We start from the raw sequence: 1,026 nt of genomic DNA, 5'->3' as shown, positions 1-1,026 counted from the left end.
GGACATGGCATCATTGAAACCGTCGATGAATCGACTCCAAACGAATTAGTGAACCGTAAGCCTCACGCTCAAAAATGCTGAGGCACCAACACGGATCACGCGCTCACTCCTCAGTGAGGCACCTCGCACCCCCGCCAACCTGAAAGCCGTACGGGCACTCCTGCGTCGCTTCCGCGACCATTACAACAAACGACGACCCCACCAGTCAGTCGGTGGTGCCACTCCAGCCACGGCCTGGAACCTGCTGGAACACACGCCGGCGACAGAGCCGATTCCCATGGCCGTGTTGGAGGCGAAAGCTGCGGAATATCTGAGCAAACGCATCCGCTTACGGAACAACCTCGACCAGGTGGGACTGGCGATATCGAAAACCGGTAACATTCTCCCCGACCCCACCAGCGAGCAGGCACCGGGACAGTCGGTCGTCGAGGTTACTCGGGCCAACCATCAGGTCTACTATCAAGGGTTACAGGTGTCGCTGCCGATGACCTTTGCTGGTCGACAGTTCTATCGGGCGATCACCGATGAGGCATTCTTTCTCTCGGATATGGTCACCGGTGAGATCGTGTTCTCGTTCCCCCTGCCGATGGTCGCGATTAAGGAACGGAAGAGAACAGTCGCGTCGTATGCGATCAAGGGAGTCCAGATCGTGAATCCGACGAAACAGTGGGTACGAAAGCACGCTGAGTACGAAGCAGAGTTCGAGACTCGTCAGATGGTGTTGCCGGAGGTGTTCTCCTGACGCTGTTGGGCAGCCGCGCCAGCGATGGTAGGTGTGTACAAAGCTCTGAGGTCGAGTGTCCCCGAAGGGGTGAGATTCAGTGTCCACGAAGTCGCGAGGTTACACACCGTTTCGCTCCACGGCTGCTACCGAATTCGGCTTCTTAACACCTTCGGCCAGGACATCGGGCTCTCATCGACGATCCTTCCCGGTTCGATAACGTGAGCGTCATCGGCGTCGACGAACATGTCTGGCGGCACACCAGACGGGGTGACAAGTACGTGACCGTGATCATCGATCTCACC

Annotated in this window: 1 protein-coding gene and 2 pseudogenes; all 3 read left to right on the top strand. The window is 57.6% G+C overall.

Annotated elements, in window-relative coordinates; all coding sequences use genetic code 11:
* Positions 1–94: 94 nt before the first annotated feature.
* Positions 95–214 (top strand): annotated as a pseudogene (locus tag BLIN9172_RS18955) (integrase core domain-containing protein); the annotation flags it as partial.
* A 63-nt stretch (positions 215–277) separates the two neighbouring features.
* Positions 278–742, top strand: a complete 465-nt coding sequence (locus BLIN9172_RS17850) for a hypothetical protein (protein WP_257904186.1) — start codon at positions 278–280, stop codon at positions 740–742.
* A 149-nt stretch (positions 743–891) separates the two neighbouring features.
* Positions 892–1,026, top strand: a pseudogene (locus BLIN9172_RS18950) (ISL3 family transposase); the annotation flags it as partial.

The sequence above is a fragment of the Brevibacterium linens ATCC 9172 genome (assembly GCF_900169165.1).
GTDB classification, from domain to species: Bacteria; Actinomycetota; Actinomycetes; order Actinomycetales; family Brevibacteriaceae; genus Brevibacterium; species Brevibacterium linens.
This window is presented reverse-complemented; position numbering and strand designations above follow the sequence as displayed.

Coding starts and splice junctions, on each gene's coding strand:
- BLIN9172_RS17850 (WP_257904186.1), top strand. CDS start 278: ATGGCCGTGTTGGAGGCGAAAGCTGCGGAATATCTGAGCAAACGCATC.